At 45.1% G+C, this 17,293-nt stretch carries 11 protein-coding genes; all 11 read right to left on the bottom strand.

Translation table 11 applies throughout. The features are described from left to right. Positions 1 to 41: 41 nt before the first annotated feature. Complete coding sequence (locus G9Q97_RS13850) at positions 42 to 2,354, bottom strand: glycosyl hydrolase family 95 catalytic domain-containing protein (protein ID WP_166147790.1); 2,313 nt, start codon at positions 2,352 to 2,354, stop codon at positions 42 to 44. Beyond that, positions 2,351 to 3,820, bottom strand: coding sequence for a sulfatase (locus tag G9Q97_RS13855; protein WP_166147792.1), 1,470 nt, complete (start codon positions 3,818 to 3,820; stop codon positions 2,351 to 2,353). The genes G9Q97_RS13850 and G9Q97_RS13855 overlap by 4 nt, the downstream gene beginning before the upstream one ends. Before the next feature lies 1 nt (position 3,821). Next, the gene (locus tag G9Q97_RS13860; protein ID WP_166147794.1) at positions 3,822 to 5,222 is read right to left on the bottom strand and encodes an alpha-L-fucosidase; all 1,401 of its coding nucleotides are present in this window, start codon (positions 5,220 to 5,222) and stop codon (positions 3,822 to 3,824) included. Positions 5,223 to 5,589: 367 nt separating this feature from the next. Next, positions 5,590 to 6,315, bottom strand: coding sequence for a DUF459 domain-containing protein (locus G9Q97_RS13865; RefSeq protein WP_166147796.1), 726 nt, complete (start codon positions 6,313 to 6,315; stop codon positions 5,590 to 5,592). A gap of 4 nt (positions 6,316 to 6,319) precedes the next feature. After that, on the bottom strand, positions 6,320 to 7,708 hold the full coding sequence (locus G9Q97_RS13870) for an alpha-L-fucosidase (protein WP_166147797.1): 1,389 nt from the start codon (positions 7,706 to 7,708) through the stop codon (positions 6,320 to 6,322). A 22-nt stretch (positions 7,709 to 7,730) separates the two neighbouring features. Further along, positions 7,731 to 8,747 (bottom strand): family 43 glycosylhydrolase, encoded by a 1,017-nt coding sequence (locus G9Q97_RS13875; protein ID WP_166147799.1) that lies wholly within the window; start codon positions 8,745 to 8,747, stop codon positions 7,731 to 7,733. Between the two features lie 63 nt (positions 8,748 to 8,810). Next, positions 8,811 to 9,746: a sialate O-acetylesterase gene (locus G9Q97_RS13880; RefSeq protein WP_166147801.1), complete on the bottom strand. Its 936-nt coding sequence runs from the start codon at positions 9,744 to 9,746 to the stop codon at positions 8,811 to 8,813. A 156-nt stretch (positions 9,747 to 9,902) separates the two neighbouring features. Further along, on the bottom strand, positions 9,903 to 10,355 hold the full coding sequence (locus G9Q97_RS13885; protein WP_166147803.1) for a hypothetical protein: 453 nt from the start codon (positions 10,353 to 10,355) through the stop codon (positions 9,903 to 9,905). Positions 10,356 to 10,383: 28 nt separating this feature from the next. Further along, a complete protein-coding gene (locus G9Q97_RS13890) occupies positions 10,384 to 12,222 on the bottom strand; it encodes a RagB/SusD family nutrient uptake outer membrane protein (protein ID WP_166147804.1) in 1,839 nt (612 codons plus the stop codon). A 64-nt stretch (positions 12,223 to 12,286) separates the two neighbouring features. Continuing rightward, positions 12,287 to 15,493, bottom strand: coding sequence for a SusC/RagA family TonB-linked outer membrane protein (locus tag G9Q97_RS13895; RefSeq protein ID WP_166147806.1), 3,207 nt, complete (start codon positions 15,491 to 15,493; stop codon positions 12,287 to 12,289). Positions 15,494 to 15,956: 463 nt separating this feature from the next. Beyond that, on the bottom strand, positions 15,957 to 17,222 hold the full coding sequence (locus G9Q97_RS13900; RefSeq protein WP_166147808.1) for an enolase C-terminal domain-like protein: 1,266 nt from the start codon (positions 17,220 to 17,222) through the stop codon (positions 15,957 to 15,959). Positions 17,223 to 17,293: the final 71 nt, after the last annotated feature.

The raw sequence follows: 17,293 nt of genomic DNA on the forward strand, positions 1-17,293 counted from the left end.
TTTCCTTTCAGCACCCCTTGCAACTTTGCCTCTTTTCGGTATTATTTTAGTTTCAAGCTGATTTCCGTTCCGGCAAGCATGGATATGAGCAGTGTGTTTTCTTCCCATTGAATATCCGCATTGCCTTTAACTGCAATGTCTTTATTTGGAAAGGGGTTGATCAACGGAATAACTCCCCCCGCTTCCGAGTAAATGATGACTTCTTCCACTTTTCCTTCAATGCTTTCTGCAGATACCAGAAAGGCTCCTTCAGTCCGAAGTTTTTCAAACCCTACCGATTTCCAATCCTCCGGAATTGCAGGAAAAAGCTTGACAACTCCAGAATGGCTCTGAATCAACATCTCCTGTATCCCGGCCGCAAAGGCAAAATTTCCTTCCAGCGTAAAGGGACGGTAGGTAAAATTGGACTTGCCGGTTCCGGATTGGTCGCCGTTTACGTGGAAACTGTTGGGTAAGACAAAGGAGGATGCAAAATCCCGCAAGGCGCTGGCGGCACCTTCACCATCTCCTGCTCTGGCCTTGAGGTTTCCCAGCCAGGCAAAGGAATAGCCGGTCCAGTAGGAGGAGCCCAATTCGTCTAACCTGGCAATGGTATTTTCGATGATTTCACGGTCTTTTTCCCCATTAGACGGGTCTATCAGCCCAAGGGGGTGAATGGCCATGATCTGGGAAAAGTGTCGGTGAGACTCTTTTAAGGGTTCGCCGGGAGCCACCAGGAGTCCGGTCTCGTCAATGGCATAATCAGGCCATTCGGCCAATACGGTATTCCATTCTTCCGCTTCATCCGGATTGCCAAGTTCCAAAGCGAGTTCGCTTGCGGTGGTATAGGTCCAACGAACAAGGGCCAGGTCATAATTGGTCATCTTGTCAAACCATGCCCGGGCTTCATTATTATGAATTTCGGGGCTGGAAGACAAGGGAAGTTTTCTTTTCCCATCTTCACCTCTAATTGAAAGCTCCCTTAAAAAAATGGCGACTTCTCTGATCCATGGATAGGCCTCGTTTTTTAGAAATTCCCGGTCCATGGAGTACCGCCAATGCAGGTAATAATGATGTCCCAGCCAGGCGCTTACGGTAGGTCCAAAAGCATATTGTATCCAGCCACCCATAGGGTCCCCTTCCAGGGTGGTTACCCCGGGTACATTTAACCCATTGCTGTCAAAATATGCTCTGGTGTATTTTTCAAAGGTGGGCTTGTGTTGATTGAGCCAGTCCAAAAAACCTTTTTCAAGGGCCAGGTGGTTGCCTTTATAGGTAGGCCAATAGCTTAACTGGGTATTCAGGTCATGGTGGAAATCACCTTTCCAGGGAGGTAATTTGCCGTTGTCTGCAGTCCAGACACTTTGAAGCGAAATGGGTGGTGCCCCTTGTCTGGCGGCAGCACCCAGTTTATACATGTCCATGTAATACTGCCGCTGCAAAAGTGTATCGGGAAGGGTTATAGAGGACTGCTGCCAAAAAGAATCCCACCAGGCAACATGACTCTTCTGGTAATCCTCCATGCCCTTGTTAAAAGCCTTTTCTGTAACCTTTTCGGCCAAATTGGATGTCTCCTGACCCTTCTTTCCGGAACTAATACTCCAGCTTCCCTCCAGTTGGTTTCCATTTTCTTTCCATCTCGTATTCACCTGAAAACGGAACCCATCCCATCCCTCTTGTTCATAGGTAATGGTATTTTCTTCTTCTGAAAGCGTTCCAGGGGGATAGCCCAACCTTCGCAGGTCCTGTCCACTGACCGGATCCAGGGCTTCGGATGGTCCGGCTACCGCGTAAGGAGGGGGTACCATTTCTGGCAACAGGTCAACTTTGAGGTTTTCAAAACGATACCAACCAACCGGTTCGGTTGCATGTACAAAGGTCCTTAATATTGTACCGTTTTCCCATCGGATTTCACTGCTCGCTTTTTGAAGATCCAGTATGACGGATGCTATTTCGCCCAATTCGGAAATATCAAATTCAAGTGCCGCTCCCGGGATTTTTGAAGGTCCGGCAAGGGTGTCATACGGAAGGTCATATTGCCTTTGTACTGCGCCATATTGCTTGTCTTCCCATTGTTTTTTCACCCAGTTGAAATCATGGTTTTCAAAGTCCAGGTTTTTCGTTTCTCTAAGATCCCAAAGATCTGCCCTGTCAAGTGAAAACCTCAGTTTGCCTTCCTTTTGCCAGATTAGTGCGCCCAGCATAGCGTTGCCCAATGGAATGCCCTCATCCCAGCTCTGGGCCAGATTGGGGAAACTGAGCTCCATGTAATAGGGTAATGGTTGTTTTTTTTCCTTGCCGGTACAAGATGCCGTTGCAAACAAACAAAGAAGGGTGAATGCCAGGATATTGCCAGATAGTTCTTCTATTTTCATTTTTTTTCGGGTTGATAGGATGGATTGGGATAGGGCAATTTTACCCCCATTTTCCCCAGCCAGTTTTGCAATTTTTTATTTAATCGGGCGCTTTTCTTCAGGAGTTTCTCAGCCAGGTCAGCACTTTCCTCCCTATCCCTTTTTATTTGATACAATTCGCTGCTATTGCACTCAAAATTATGGATTAATTTATAATCCCCCTCCCGGATAGCTGCAGCAGGTCTTCCGCCAAGCCCGCCACTGTAATGGGGAAAATACCAAAATAAGGGTCTTTCGGCCATCGATTTCCCTTCTAAAAGGGGTTTCAGGCTAATCCCATCGCTGTGTTGTTCAGGTAAAAGTGCCAGGTCTGCCATTTCAAGTAGTGTGGGAAAAAGATCGGTCCCGGTTACAGGTTCCTTGCTCTTGCTATCGGGTTTAATTTTGCCAGGCCATCGGAAAATCAGGGGAACACCAAGGCCTCCTTCATGTAGATAGCCCTTGCCGGTCCTTAAGGGTGCATTGGACGTAGGTATTTGGTCCATGATATTGCTTGTGGCCATGCCTCCGTTATCGGAAGTGAAGATGACCAGGGTATTGCGGTCAAGCCCGGATTGGGAAAGGGCCTGCATCAGCCTTCCGATATTTTCGTCCAGGCTTTCCACCATGGCTGCATAATAGGGATTATCCTGCTGCTTTTTGATGTAGGTTTCATCTCGCTGCTCATATTCTTCCCCCTTGTACTGCAAGGTATTGCGCTTTTTCCTGTATTTTTCTACTTTTTCAGGCTTTCCCTGCAGGGGCAAATGAACCGTGTAATAGGACAGGAAGGCAAAAAACGGTTGCTCCCTTTTTTGTGCAATAAATGTTATGGTTTCATCCGTTAGCCGATCCGTCAGGTACTCTCCTTCCGGTCCATCAGGTAATTGGGGGTTATTGTAGGGTGAAAAATAACCACCAGCAGGGTGCCCGGTATGGTTTCCGCCCTTATTGATATCAAACCCATGATTTTCCGGATAATGCATCTCTTTCTCGCCCAAATGCCACTTTCCGGCAAAAAAGGTGGCATATCCATTTGATTTAAAGGCTTCCGCCAGGGTAGTTTCTTCGGGATCGAGAAATAACTTGAAGGGATGGGATGCAAGTTTTTGGTCCGGATGGGGCCCGTAGTGCCGGTTGCCGGGGATATAATCGGTAAGGTTTAATCTGGCAGGGTACTTTCCCGTCATGATGGCCGCCCTGGAAGGAGAGCAAATGGGGCTTGCTGCGTAGGCTTGGGTGAATACCATACCTTCATGGGCAAGTTTGTCAATATGTGGAGTTTCATAAAAACGGCTCCCGGTGTAGCCCAGATCATGATAACCCAAATCATCCACCAGGATAAAAAGAATGTTTGGTGGCTTATCCGCTGCAGGTGCAGCCTGTAAGTGGCCTACAGATGGGAGCAGCACCAATAGAAAGGTGTATCGGAGCAAGTGTGCAATCATATTAATGTGCTGGGTCAATTTTGTAGACTGATAAGGATTTTAGCTGAGGCTCAGCTCTGGATGACCTGGCCACAAACCGAATTTTATCCGTATGTATCGGATCTATGGTTACGATGTGCTTATGGCCAATGGAAGAGCCCCTGTAAACCTCAGTCCATTTCCCATTTATTTCGGCTTCCAGTATAAACTCGCGTACTAGTTCCCCTTTCGATATGTCTTCTTGCAATACTATATGGTCAATCGCTTGCGATTTTTCCAGGCTAAGGGAAATGTTGTTTCCCCTACCTGAAATCCGGGCCAGGGGATTGGAAAATCGCCGATCGATTTCCTCTCCAAATTCTTTTAGGCGTTTTACATCAGGCTCCGGCATCAGGCCATCCGCATTGGGCGTCACGCCCAGGATCAATGTAGAATTGTGACCTACTGAATTATAATACATTTTTACCAGGTCTTCAAGCGGATAAATAATGTGTTCACGATTTGGCTCCCAAAACCAATCGTGGCCGCCATGTCCTCGTAATGGGGCATCGCTCATGGCAGGCATGTAATAGCTGCCCTTGGGGTCTCCGGTTTTTAAGAGCTCAAAATTATTGGCTCCAATTTCCTTTTTGGCACTTTCACCGGCACCAATTGCCGGGTAGGGGAAGGTTCCCCAGCTAGGATAGGGTACTGTTCCGGTTTCACTTCCACCCCAGCGAATATCCGCCCGTTGGAGGTTGTGGTAAAAAATATTGTTGGGTTGATGTTGCTCAAAAATGGATAATACATCCGGCCCTCCTTGTTCGGGCCCGTGTGCACCTCCGTCAAACCAGACCATTGCCCAGTCGCCGTAATTGGTGAAGATTTCTTTTACAGTCTTTTCGATCATTCGGTTGTAGTGCTCTTGTCTATTGCGGGCAAATTCATTTTCGCCCTGAACTTTAAAGTCATAGACACCATAAAAGGCATTCCAGCGTGTACCGATATAGACGGCCGGGAGTATATCGTATTTTTCACAAGTTGCCTTGAAATCGCGAAGGATGTCTCCTTGTCCATCCTGCCATTTCAAGGCCTTCATGGAATAGGGGGTAGCGTTGCTTTGGTGAAAAAAGAAGCCGGTCTCATGGCTTACGGTAAAAATGGCGATTTTGAACCCGGCATCTTTCAACGACCGGATCCACTGGTCCATATCATACTTTTGTGGATTGAAGGTGTTGTAATCTTCTACCGGGGTAATTCTTGCTTTGGGCTGAACATAAAATTCACCATCAAATACATGCATGTCCCAGCAAACCAACGCTGCCAGTTCAGCCTGCTGCCATTGCAATTGCGCAGGACTTGGAATCGGTACCTGTTGTTGAGCACCTGCCTGTAAGCAAAACACAAAAAATAAACTTAAAGATAGTATCACTAGGTTACGCATTGTTTTCATTTGTTTATAATTGTTCTTTAGTGGTCATATGCCCGCCTGTCGTCGGACAGGGAATCCCTGCCTACCGGCAGGCAGGTCGCATGGTTGATAATCATCCCACTGTGTGACGTTCTCGTCATGCCTGTCTGCCTCGGGCAGGCTCGATTTCATGTTTTTATATTTAAATGCAATCATTTCCTGGTAACATGAGTTGGGCCTAATTTACTATTAAAACCTTCATCGGTAGGCTTAAAAGGGTTTTGTGCGGTGGAAACCCTGGTAATCTCCGGTAAATCGTGACTGCCACACCATAGCTGCTACAGCATATTGTTTGCTTGATGAAGTAACCGGTTTGAGGTGTAATTAACCCGAACTCACCTTAGTAAGTAATTTCATTTCCTAATTTGCGGAATACCAGTTCGGCAATGGCCTTGTAACCCTCCTTATTGGGGTGCACCCCATCACTTTCAGTAAACAGTTCCGGTCGGTGATCCAAAGGCGCATTCAGGTCAATGAAATGGACGTTTTTCTCGGCTGCAACGCTTTTTGTCATGCCTATAAGTTCCTGAAGTCTGGGCTTCCGTATAGTAAGTCCGGCTATGCGTTCTCTATCAAGGCCGGGAGTTTCCAACACCATTGGCGAGGGGGCGCAAAGATAAATTTGGGGCTTGGAAGATAATTTTGATAATTCATCAACAAGATCCCGGTAATCGCTTTCGAATTCATCCTTGTACTCCCAGCACTTACGGTCTCCACAGGTACCGTAGCCGCAGGTGTCGTTGGTGCCAAGACTGATGATAATAATGTCGGGGTTTGTGGCTTTTATTTTTGGCAACTCGTTCCATACGGTAGGGGTACCTTTCCGGATAAGGGTACATCCTCCAACGCCAAAATTCTCCACGGCATAATCTTCGCCAAGGAGCGTTTGCAATTGGGCCGGGTAGGAATGGGAGTCAGGGTCCTCCAGTCGCGCGCCGTAGGTGATGCTATCTCCTACACAGGCTACCTTTATTTTTTCCTTTGTAAAACTCGTGAATGCAAGAAGTATAAACAGCAAGCTTGTACAAAGAATAATGGCAGGGAGGAATTGGGCTATCCGATTCATGGGCTTACTTTTTAATGTGAAATACTTTTAATTGGTGTATCAGCGGATCTCCTATGGACTCCAGGATTTTTAGCCGGACCGCATTTACTTCCATTTCGTCGAAATTATGGATCAACTTGTGCCCGATAACTGAACCCTCAAAAATGGTTTGCCAGCCTTTTTTTGTTTTGCCTTCTAATACAAATTTCCTCACTCGCTCTCCTTTCGCGATATCTTCCTGCAAAACGATGTGGTTGATGGCGGTCCTTTCTTTTAATTTAAGGGTCAGTTTTTTGCCGCTTCCTGAAGTTTCTGCCAGAGGCGTGCTAAATCTTCTTTTTATTTCATCTCCCCATTCCTTCAACCGCTGTACATCTGCCTGGGGCAACAAGCCCCTGGCATCCGGTGTTAATCCCATAATCAAGGAGGTATTGTGTCCTACACTCCTGTAGTACATGTCCATAAGGTTTTCAAGGGGATAGATATGTTGCTCATCGTCCGGCTCCCAAAACCACTCGTGCCCACCATTGTATCCGCGCAAAGGGGCATCGCTCATGGCGGGCATGTAATGCTTGCCGTCTGGATCCCCTTCCTTAAGTAGTTGAAAATTATTTTTAAGAACCACTTCCTGATTGGCAGCATGCGAGAAAGGAAAGGGAAACGTACCCCAACTGGGGTAGGGGACTGTACCGCTTTCACTTCCTCCCCAGCGGATATCTGCACGTTGGGTATTGTGATAGAAGATGCCATTGGGTTGGTTCTTTTCAAAAATGGATAGCACGTCCGGTCCCCCCTTTTCAGGGCCATGTGCTCCACCATCAAACCAAATGATGGACAGGTCACCATAGCGGGAGGTCAACTCCTCTACCATTCCCTCACACATTTTATTGTAATAAGCCTGTCTGTTTTTTGCAAATTCGTTATCCCCATTTACTTTGAAATCATGTACTCCAAAAAAGGAATTCCACCGGATCCCGATGTAAATGCCAGGGGCAATACCGTATTTGCGGCAGGAATTAACAAAGTCCCGGACAATATCTCCTTTGCCTTCTCTCCACTTTACTGCTTTCAATGAATAGGGGTTGACATCACTTTGGTAGAGCGCAAAGCCGGTTTCATGGGTGGCCGTCAGGATGGCCATTTTAAAGCCGGCATCTTTGGCCGCTTTAATCCATTGATCCGTATCAAGCTTATCGGGATTAAAGATGTTATAATCAGGAATAGGGGTAATCCTGTTTTTTGCCTGGTTGTAGGGCTTCCCGTCAAAGACATGTAGGTCATAATGGAAAACGGCCACGAGTTCAGCATTTTGCCAGTCTAACTGGGCTTGGGTCGGAATGGGGACTTCTGCCTGCCCCCAACTCTTTAATCCATAGACTAAAAAGCACATTACCATTATCAATCTCAATTTCATAAATCTTTTTATTTGCATTTTTCTATTTTGACGTTAGCTCGAACCGTACCAGGTAACATTCGTGTTTGTTTGGAATCATGGATATACCCCATTTTAATCCTTCTCCTACAACCACAGGATCGGTTATGTCAGGCCGAAAACCTCCCGGGGCAACCGCACGTTCTTTTACCTTTGCATTGAGCTTGTTTGACATAAAATCAACTCCATCAGGGGCATATTCAAATGTTTCCGATAAGGAAGCAAAGGCACCCACGCCGGTACCCTGGGGCCAGATGAATACTTCGTGGCTCCTTTCGAGTATTTCTTTTCCGAATTTGGTGTATGGCCCTTCCGGGTGTTTGGCATACGCCACGCCCATACTGGTGTGCGCCGGGCCGCCCTGTCCGCCAAGAAGGGATCGGCCTTTGTAATACATCCAGTACAAACCATTTCGGTATAGCAAGGAGGCATCATCCACCCGGTAACTATCAAATTTTTCAGGCTCCACACTTACTTTCAGAATGGGCTCCTGGTTTATCCGCTTGAAAGGTCCGGTGGGAGAGTCAGCTACCGCCACACCGATCGCTGTGATGTCGCTGATATTATTGTTCTCAAACTCGCCTTTGGGGTTTCCTGGTGTCGGCTTTACCCCGGTATAATACAGGTAGTATTTGCCATCGGCGAAAAATATGTTTGGCGTAAAAACGGCTTGTGAATCCCATTTGCCATTTTCTCCTACGTCTAGCATCTGACCAATTTCTGTCCAGGTAAATCCCTCGTCTTCCGATTTGGCGCACCATACGCTTGCTCCCCAGTATCCGGCTCCCCAATATTTGGGTTGGGCATCGGGGATTTTGGTGTAATACACGTAATAGGTTTCTCCGACTTTGATGACATCGCTGGGATCCCTGCGGGTAACTCCGGCTTCATATCCAATGCCTGAAACATCGGAAAATGTAAATTCACCGCCTGAAAAGCTGGTATTGGATTCCTGGGCAATGATCGAATTGGTAGAAAGGACAAAAAGGAGTAACAGAATTTTATAGTATTTTATTTTCATTTAATAACCGGCTTAAATTAAGATTATTTGGTATACGTTTTCATAGGCAATATCAGCAGTACTTTAAAAAAGAAAGCTGGGATTCCTTAGACCATTTCTATTTGTATTTGAAAATATAACTGACAGGTGCTTCTCTTCCAAACCAATAGCAATCCCGATGTACTGCCACCTATCGGCAAAGGTTTGTTCATTTGAACTAAAATGCCTCGTATCCGATACTACCTTATAAGCTTTAAAGATGCGATGACCGTGTGTTACCAATCCCGAAGGCGTCAAATGGGTAACATCCGCTTTTGGCAGGCCATGCATGGTCGTATAGATAATATTCGTATCCCTTTGAGCAATTTTTTGCTGGGCTTCAAGAACAATTGGCCGCTCCACAACAAAATAGTGTTGTTCATCTACCCCCAAAATAACCTTAAGGGCATCGTTTTTTACAACTTCAGACCGCAAATGGGCAATCAGTTGACTTAAATTTTTTTCATAATTTTTAGCTGCTTCATCATCTCCGGCATCCGTTTCGCCCTGTATCCAAATAAAGCCCCTGATGTTAACCTGATACCCACTCTCCTCCAGATTTTCCACGGCTTTTTTTAAATCTGTGACCATGGCATCATAGATGCCCCCTTCTCCGGGTGATTTCCAATCCCTTTTCAGCCCGGTTCCACCCCGGGTATATTTGAAAATGGCAGGATGGTAGCCGGCTTTTTTCAATTCCCTGGCAAAGCTCACTTCCGGGCCAAAATGGCCGGAAGGAAACCTCCCTTTTTGGGCTTGCATGGGTATCCAATCACCATTCGAACTTTCTTTGCCAGATACAGTGTAGTTTAATAAAATGTCATTATCCAATGCTTCCTCATCTATTGGGTATTCCGTTGCATCACCCATATATCCCTGCGCATTGGATTGTCCGGCCCAGATAAAAAGATCAACGGTTTCCTGGGCAGCAAGCCAGGAGGGAAGCAGTAAAAAAAACAGTGCTATTTTAAGGGTGTTCATAGGTTATCTTTATGGCAATTAAATCTGTGGATTTTGTGTAGTTGTATATTTTTCTACTCGGCAATAATTTGAATGCCAGGTATAAATCAAGCAGCCAAGATACACTTGACTGCTTGAATTGCTTTTTATTTGAGAACTTATTTTAAATTTCAGGACTTATTGTCCTTCCACAATCCTGATCACCCAATCGTGTGTTGTTCCATCGGCTGAAACAAGCTTGTAAATAAATTCTCTATCGGATAAATCGGTAATAATACCAGCAACAGGCGAAAGCCCAACAGGTTCTACCCGCATGCTTTGATGGTTAATAATGATCCCTGCCCTGCTAAGATCAGCGGCCGCTGGTACGGTAACTGTTGCAGTGAAATTTTCATCTTCAATCACCGCATTTCCGGTTGAAATAATGAGTCTTCTGCGCGCCGGTGTCAACTCTTCATTTTCATAATATTCCTGAAGCTCATGCTCATCTGCTTGTAAGGTAAATATATTTACATTGGTGATAAAGGCAGTGTCTCCCCATTGTCCTTCATCAAAGTCAATCCTGGGTTCGCAGGCAGATAGTACCCCTGCAATTACCAGGATATATAGTATTAAAATATTCTTTTTCATATCATTCATTTTTTGAAAATCAATTAATTTAGAACCATCCGGGATTTTGTGTCAATTCATACCCAGCATCGCTATATACCTCAATTTCATTTCTTGGGATTGGGGATAGGTATACACGGCCTGGTTCAATGAAGAAACCCTCTCCAGAAGATCTAAAATCCGGGTTTCGGAAAAATGGATTGATGTGCCCATCGCTGAAGATATCAAAATCTTCACCCATCGTCAAGGCCCAAATACCTGTATTGCCCGGGTTAACCCCGTCTGCTTCTAATATTGATGGATCATTGTAATAATCAACAAACTCCTGGTAGTGGGCACCCTTTGGTTTCCAATCATTGATCACCTGATGAAAGACGGCCCACCTTTTCAAGTCATTCTGCCGGTGTCCTTCAAAAGCAAGTTCTACCAATCGTTCTCTCCGGATCTCATTTACAATATTTGACTCGGAAGGCTCGAAGCCATTTTCTGCCGAATAATTAACAGGCCAGGAATTAATGTCAGCCAATGACATGGGAGCCATACCTACCCTCTCACGAAGTAGATTCACTGTTTTGTCCAAATCACTTTGATTGATCGTACCCAGTATGGCTTTTGCTTCTGCCAGCGCCAATAATCCTTCTGCATACCGTATCAATACCTCATCGGTAGAGCCATTTCGCCATTCATTGTTATCCAAAATAGCTCCTTTCCACCTGCGAAGTCCTGTTGAGGTATAGTTTGCCGAGAAAACGTTGTTGAGCTGCGGATACCTTAAGGGTAGCGGACTCGGTGTAGTCCCGTAACCTTGTATTTGCTGGTGAGGTCCTCTGTCAGGAGTCCAGACTGACTGTCTGAAGCGCGGATCGAGGTTTTCACCCAAATTATTCAGACTTGCATAATCTAATGGCAAAGCAGATAGTTCTTGCGGAACCCCTTCTTTATCCAGGTAACTGCCAACCAGTTTCCAGGTTAGCGCCTGCGCATTATCAACTACCAAATCGTAGAAATTATGTCCCACAATTTCATTCACATCGTAGATGCGGTATAGAAACACCCCCGCAGATGATGAGGCATCTTGCTGGGAAAACAGTTGATTATAGGCCTCATTAAAGGGGCCTCCGTTGGTAAATAAATTGGTGCCCTGATGATCAATCAATTGCTGTATGGTAGGTTCGACCAATTGTAAAAACTCACTTCCATCCCTGCCTTCGACCGCAAATGGGGTGTTTTTCGATCCATGGTAACGCTCCCAGCTGCCTTCAAATAAAGCCGTCCGTGCTTTCATCACCAGGGCAGCTTCTTTGGTTACCCTTCCCGGTGTAGCAAAAGAAGTGTTTTTCCAACCCAGGTTAACAATGGCAGAGTCCAGGTCCTGAATGATAAATTTAGCCACATCGTACCTGGAGTCTCTTGCTTTATATAACCGTTCACTATCTGTATCCAGTACTTCCGTGTAAATGGGAACATCTCCATACCGCTCCAACATGTTCAGATAGACCCAGGCCCTGAAAAAATAGGCTTCTCCTGTATATTGATTGGATTCAACACTTACATCAACGCGCCTTGCGTTATTTATCAAATAATTAATTTGTCTAATCCAGTTGAAGTTCCCATTCCAGCTGCCATCGGTGGCTGGGGCCTGCCCGGAGGCTCCTCTTTGGAATAAAAAGCCGGAAGGACCGGTGCCCACCTGTATGTCGGTATTGGCATCTAAGAAATTATTCATAGGGCCATTTCCCTGGCTTTGAAAATGGTACCTTGGTAAAAGCCTGTAAAAGCCATTTGCCATTACTTTTAAATCATTTGGGGAGGTAAAGTAGGTGGCATCGGTCATTGCATCTAAGGGATATCTTTCCAGAAAATCCTCTACGCAGCTATAAAATGACATTGTAAATAGAATTAGCAATGTCCTTATATATTTCAGATTAAATTTCATAGTTAATTTTTTTATATTAAATACCTATGTTCACACCAAAAGAAATTTGACGCTGTGGAGGATATCCATTTCCGCCGTATCTGGAAAGGATTTCGGGTTCATACCTGAAATTTGATTTATAGTAAATCATTCCCAGATTTTCAGCACTTGTATAGACATACACCTTTCTCATTTTTATCCTTTCCAGCAGTGTTTGTGGTAGGTTGTAACCCAGTCGTAAATTCTGAACCCTGAGATGGGCCAGGTTTTCTACATATTGGTCGTTTGCCCCATAGGTTTTGAAGGAGTGCCTGGGGAAATAATTGTCCGGTGTTTCGGGTGTCCAGGTACCCAACTCCCTGTGGCTTGTAAACCATTTTGAATTCCAGATATTATTTCCAGCCGGAATGACGTGGAAGTTGTTGGTATAGGTAATCCATTTGGGTACACCGGTAAAGGTTACCGAAAGATCAATGCCATTCCAGTTGGCTTGCAAATTCATACCATACCGGTACCGCCCATAGTTATAACCGGCCATGACCTGGTCTCCCCGGGCATACCACCTGCCGCCTTCTCCTGCATTGATCTGCCCATCGCCATTTAAATCTTTCATCATCAGATCTCCCGGGTAGTACCAACCGCCTCCCTGAGGGACGTTTGCTTCCACATCGGCGATATCTTGTGCCACACCATTGGACTCATACATCCATATCTGTCCAAATACCTCGCCCGGAGTCCAGGTACCATTTCTTTGTCCATTGATGTTTTCGTCGTATTCTACCACATAACCTATATAATCGGCAATGTTAAATCTTGCAGAATAATTAAATGGTCTGCCGGCTAACCTGCCCGTATTTCTCCACTTCATCGAAAACTCCCAGCCTCTGGTCTCACTAACTGCGTTATTGATACTTGGCAAACCGGTTCCAATGGTTTCTGGTAAAATTTTAGCAGGGCCTGGTTGATTATAAATGGTACGTTGATACCAATCGTAAGTCAACTCGAGCCTGTTTTCTATAGCCACTACATCAAGACCAAACCCAAGTGTTTGAGGTGAGGACCAGGTTAAATCGGAACTTACCAATGGTGGCATAAAGACCATGTTTGGTTTCACTCCGCCAAGCAATACATCCCCATTTCCTATACCGGTACCCATGGTTGGAAGGTACAGGTAATTACCAGATCCAGGGTCGCCGGAAGAGGTATAGGCGGCTCTTATTTTGAAGGCATCTACTTTATTGACAGACCAGAAATTTTCTTTTGCTATATTCCATGCTCCGGAAACGGAGGGGAAAAAGGACCACCTGATGTCTGCCGGAAATTTTGAATGTGCATCATAGCGGCCATTAAATTCGATAAAGTATTTTTCAGCATAGTTGTATGCCATCCTACCAAAGACACCCTGTGTAGCCCAATGGGTTAACATGTCATTCACAGTTGGATTTGGGTTGAAGGTGGTACTGATACTGGGTACCGAATTGGTATATAGATCCCTACCTACACCGGCTAAACGGGAAAAATTGTTGTATTCTTCCTGGTAACCTACCAATGCATTTATGGAGTGATTCCCAATCTGCGTATTGTAATCGGCAACGATATCCGCTGTGTGGTAATTGGTAAAATTCATTTGCCGGATTACACTACTTTGTTGTGCAGACCTTGCGGAGTTTCGGATGCTTCCATCTGCCTCTTCCACAAAAATCACAAATGTGTTGCGCTCAAGGTGGGAAGTAAGGTTTCTCCAGGTATAATTTCCCCGAATGTCAAGCCCTTTAAATGGTTTTACTGTAAACCCACCGGTAAGTGTGGTTTCGTTTCTTTCATTGGTTTGGGTTCCGCCTTCTCCGCGCAATGAGGGACCACTACTTAGAAAAGAGGGACTCCCATTCGGATTTAAATCATTCCAATTGGGAAGTGATGCGGATGCATTCTGCCAAATGTCACCGTAATTTGGTCCTCCTCCCCGATAATTGGGTGCTGTTTCATCTGTTCTTACATAGTTCATGCTCATCCTGAGGCTAAGCCAATCCGTAACATCTGAATTTACTTTTAAGAGCGCATTGTACCTGTTCAACCTGTCATCGGAACCTTTTATGAGCCCCATGGACTCATTGTACCCAAGACCCACATAATAACCCGTATTGTTACTTCCTCCTGAAACGCTGGCATTGTGTTGTTGACTTGGAACAGTGCTTTTATACATGATATCAAACCAGTCACTGTTGCCATTCATGTCCCAGTGTGCACCATAGGTGCCATTTTCGGTTACTATATTATTGGGGATTAATCCGGCACCATAATCCCTCATTCTTTGGATGGCCTCTTCTGTATAAATAGGCGCTTGTAATGAGTTTCTATATTGCTCATTTATTTTTTCTGCATATTCCCAGGAATTGGCCCATTGGGGCATTCCTATGGGCGATCCTATACTGTAATTACCGCTGTAATTGACCTGTATTTTTTCTCCTTTTGTACCTGATTTAGTGGTGATTAGAATTACTCCGGAAGGAGCTCTTGAACCATAAATGGCAGAAGCAGCAGCATCTTTCAACACCGTAACCGATTCTACATCATTTGGATTTACATCGCTCATGGTACGCTCGATTCCGTCCACTAATACAAGAGGTCCGCCTTTCTGGCCAAATCCCGTATACCCGCGAATGTTGAAATTTGACTCTTGTGCAGGGCCACCATTAACCGGCGTCACATACAAGCCAGCTACAGCACCCTGAAGTGCTTCAGATAACCTGTTAATGGGCCGGTTTTCGATCAACTCACTACCAATTTGTTCCACGGCTGCGGTAAGGTGCGATTTCTTTTGGGTACCAAAACCAACCACAACTACTTCATCCATTTGAGCAATGTCTTCGGTGAGCGTGATTTCCAAATCCGTTCGATTCCCCACTTCGATTTCCTGAGTGACAAAACCCAAGAAAGAAACCACTAATACGGCTCCATCGGGTACGTCAAGACTAAAGTCCCCGTCAATATCTGTGGAAGTTCCCGTGGAAGTTCCCTTTACCAGGATGGCTGCCCCAGGAATGGGGTTCCCTTCCTCGTCCATTACTTTGCCTTGAATGGGAGCATCCTCTGCCACCCTACTTTCGGCATGTGCGTTAAAGGCAAGATTTTTTTCTTTAAAGCCTGTTGCCATTACTATCTGAAACATCAGCAATAGCATCCCAAAGCCATAAATGAGATACCTGGCCAACAGCCAAATCGACTTTTGTAAATTTGCTAGCATAATTTTGTATGTTAGGTTTATAATTATTGATTGTATTTCGCTTTTTTTCAGGCATATTTTTTATCCCCTTGTTTTCGGGAAATTTCGACCCGCAGCTTTTTTTAGGAGGTGTTTTGGTATGTTGTTGCCATCATTTGAAATTTAAGTCCTGGTCCCTTCTTTCTAATGCTAAACCATAATCCCCGAAACAGGAAAATCCAATTCCATCAGGATTTTACCAGTCTTTTTCACCTTCTGGCCAAACGGGAATCTGGAAATTCTTCGTTTTCCTTCGGGAGATTACCCATTTAGGTATTTCCCCTTTTGGAATGGGAAATACCTGCAATGCTTTGTTAGAAGTTGATTGCCAGTAATTTATTTTAGTGCATTTGCCCCAATTATACTAACATTAGGCCAAACGACCTAATATTAGGGTAAGTTTTTGCATGAAAAGTTTTAAGGTCTTTTTTACGGTAGGCAAAAATTAACAGGAAAGGGCTTTTTTTACTTTTTCAGGGTCCTTTAAATCGGTACTCATACCCGGTTCCTGCGGCGTTTTGTATTTTCCTCCTACCACTTGGGCAGGAAATTTAAAATAGGTTTTTAAATGAGGGATGTGTTCCAGTAAAAGGGCAGGATGGCCCAATGAAATGTGATTGAAAAGCACCAGGTGCTGGTGGATCTGACCCATATCTCCTACATGGGGCAACACAGGAATGTTGTATTTTTTGGACAAAAGACTGATAAGTAAAAACTCGGACACGCCACCAACCCTGACTGCATCCACCTGGTTAAAGGCCATGCAACCTGATTGTATAAAATTTTTGAACATGATCTTGTTGGGTACGTGCTCACCCAGGGCTATTGGGATAGGTACTTCTTTTGATAGTGTGATGTGCGCCTGAATATCATCGGGATGGGTAGGTTCTTCTATCCAATAGGGATCGATGGACATGAGTTTTCTGCAGGTAGCGATGGCTTTGGGCAGGTTCCATTGCTGATTGGCATCCAGCATGATACTGGCTTTTGGGCCGGCAGTTTTTCGCACCAATTCTGCCCTTTGGATGTCCCTTTCCACTTCATTTGACCCAACTTTTAATTTGATGGCCGTAAAACCCTGATCAATTGATTTTTTAATATTTCGTACCAACTTCTCTTCAGAATAGTTGAACCAGCCGATCGAAGTGTCATAACCCGGGTATCCATCCTTAAGGATCCCCATCCGGTTTTGCTTTCCTGCCTCTTGCTCAATTATCAGCGACATGGCCTCCTGTTTGCTTAAAACATCTTCGTAATAAGAAAAATCAAGGGTGTTGGTCAATTCCTCAGGAGAAAGATCCAGCAACAATTTCCAGAGTGGCTGGCATCTGGATTTGGCCCAAAGGTCATAACAAGCATTGACCACCGAAGCCAAAGCCAGGTGGGTCACGCCCTTATGGGGGCCCAGCCACCTCAGGTTAGGGTCATCTGCCATTTTTTTGTAGGTGGTTCCAAAATCGGCCATGAGCTCATTGATTTCCCTGCCTTCTACATACCGCACCAGATAATCTATGGCTCCGCAGACCAGCCTGTTCCCGGCACCCAGGGTAAAAGCCAGCCCGATTCCTTCCAATGAGCAGTCTGTTTGTAATTTGCACACCGCATAGGCATATATGGGCGTAGAATGCACAGCATCAGAACCGGCACCATTTTTTAAAGGATATTGGACATCCTGCGATCTTCCGGATTTAATTTGTATTGACTTATTCATTCCTTTTTCTTTTCAGGTTTGCAGTTTTGCCTAAGTTGACTATTCAGCCTTATGCAAAGCGTTTTTTTTAG

It is taken from the genome of Cyclobacterium plantarum (assembly GCF_011290685.1).
Taxonomy (GTDB): Bacteria; Bacteroidota; Bacteroidia; order Cytophagales; family Cyclobacteriaceae; genus Cyclobacterium; species Cyclobacterium plantarum.

Excerpts from the sequence above, each read along its gene's own strand:
- G9Q97_RS13875 (WP_166147799.1), bottom strand. The coding sequence starts at position 8,747 with ATGAAAATAAAATACTATAAAATTCTGTTACTCCTTTTTGTCCTTTCT.
- G9Q97_RS13880 (WP_166147801.1), bottom strand. The coding sequence starts at position 9,746 with ATGAACACCCTTAAAATAGCACTGTTTTTTTTACTGCTTCCCTCCTGG.
- G9Q97_RS13890 (WP_166147804.1), bottom strand. The coding sequence starts at position 12,222 with ATGTCATTTTATAGCTGCGTAGAGGATTTTCTGGAAAGATATCCCTTA.
- G9Q97_RS13885 (WP_166147803.1), bottom strand. The coding sequence starts at position 10,355 with ATGAAAAAGAATATTTTAATACTATATATCCTGGTAATTGCAGGGGTA.
- G9Q97_RS13895 (WP_166147806.1), bottom strand. The coding sequence starts at position 15,493 with ATGCTAGCAAATTTACAAAAGTCGATTTGGCTGTTGGCCAGGTATCTC.
- G9Q97_RS13860 (WP_166147794.1), bottom strand. The coding sequence starts at position 5,222 with ATGCGTAACCTAGTGATACTATCTTTAAGTTTATTTTTTGTGTTTTGC.
- G9Q97_RS13900 (WP_166147808.1), bottom strand. The coding sequence starts at position 17,222 with ATGAATAAGTCAATACAAATTAAATCCGGAAGATCGCAGGATGTCCAA.
- G9Q97_RS13855 (WP_166147792.1), bottom strand. The coding sequence starts at position 3,820 with ATGATTGCACACTTGCTCCGATACACCTTTCTATTGGTGCTGCTCCCA.
- G9Q97_RS13865 (WP_166147796.1), bottom strand. The coding sequence starts at position 6,315 with ATGAATCGGATAGCCCAATTCCTCCCTGCCATTATTCTTTGTACAAGC.
- G9Q97_RS13850 (WP_166147790.1), bottom strand. The coding sequence starts at position 2,354 with ATGAAAATAGAAGAACTATCTGGCAATATCCTGGCATTCACCCTTCTT.
- G9Q97_RS13870 (WP_166147797.1), bottom strand. The coding sequence starts at position 7,708 with ATGAAATTGAGATTGATAATGGTAATGTGCTTTTTAGTCTATGGATTA.